The sequence below is a fragment of the Kitasatospora sp. NPDC002543 genome, from assembly GCF_053594915.1.
This window is the reverse complement of record NZ_JBSFWR010000265.1, coordinates 1-1,085: the sequence shown is the minus strand read 5'-3', so window position 1 is coordinate 1,085 and position 1,085 is coordinate 1. Positions and strand designations below refer to the sequence as shown.

Here is a 1,085-nt window from a genome sequence, read left to right as displayed (position 1 = left end):
GGCGGACGAGGCCGCGCACGCCGAGGGCCGGCTGCCGGGGGCGGTCAGCCGCTGGACCGGCGGCAAGGACCTCTCCTGGATCGCGCTGAGCGACACGGCGGTGAACCGCTACGCGTCGGCGACGGCCTCGACGGTGGTCCGGTTCGGCGAGCCGAGCGACGCGGAGATCGCCACGTACGTGGCGTCGGGCGAGCCGCTCCACGTCGCGGGCGCGTTCACGCTGGACGGCCGCTCGGCACCGTTCATCGACGGCATCGACGGCGACCACGGGAACGTGATCGGCCTGTCGATGCCGCTGCTGCGCCGCCTGCTGGCCCAACTGGGCGTGAACATCACGGACTTGTGGGCGAACTGAACGCGGCTCGCCTCACCCGGACCGGGCCGATCAGACGGGCTGAGGCGCCCCGCCACCCTCGGCCGGTCCCGCCGGGGCGTCTCCCGCACCCGCTTCCGCTCCGTCCGTCTGCTCCTTCCGGTCGTAGGCGACCAGCGTGAGCACGATGAGCCCGAGCACGACCATCATGAAGACGAACGCGAGCCAGCCGACCAGGCCGATGCTGAACGCCCCGAGCAGCCCGTGCACGACGGCCGCGCTGATCAGCAGGATGCGGCCGAAGCCGGCCGGCCCGCGGTCGCGCACGGCTACGCGTACGAGGACGATCGCGCACAGCGCGAGATAGAGCCCGAAGAGCGCGCCGGCTATCCAGGCGGAGACGGACATGGCGCGGGGGTCGAGCCCGGCCAGGGACATGTCCTGGCGGTCGACGACCAGCCCCAGGAACCAGTTGAGCAGGGCGATACCGATCGCCTCCGCGAAGAGCACGATCGCGGCCACCCACGCCACCGGTCTGCGTGCCACCGGAACCCCACCCACTTTCGACTGCTGTTACCCCAAGTACGTTCGAGACAACGCGAACGCTACTAACGGGTAAACCTCGGGACAAGGGGTCTGCCCAAGGCAAAGAATCGTTGGGCCATTCGTAGGGACTCCACAAAGAATCCCGGAGTGCCGCAGCACCGTCTCACAGAGACCTAGCCCACATCGGCGGGCTAGGGTTCCAAGAGGGAAGGCTGCGTACCCGGGC

At 69.9% G+C, this 1,085-nt stretch carries 2 protein-coding genes; one reads left to right on the top strand and one right to left on the bottom strand.

Annotated features, from left to right (window positions below):
- Positions 1-355: Maf family protein (locus ACWD4P_RS38480; RefSeq protein WP_449782852.1), on the top strand; the 355-nt coding region annotated here is incomplete at its 5' end.
- 30 nt (positions 356-385) lie between these two features.
- Here the strand turns inward: ACWD4P_RS38480 and ACWD4P_RS38475 are convergent.
- Positions 386-859 (bottom strand): hypothetical protein, encoded by a 474-nt coding sequence (locus ACWD4P_RS38475; protein WP_266560801.1) that lies wholly within the window; start codon positions 857-859, stop codon positions 386-388.
- Positions 860-1,085 lie beyond the last annotated feature (226 nt).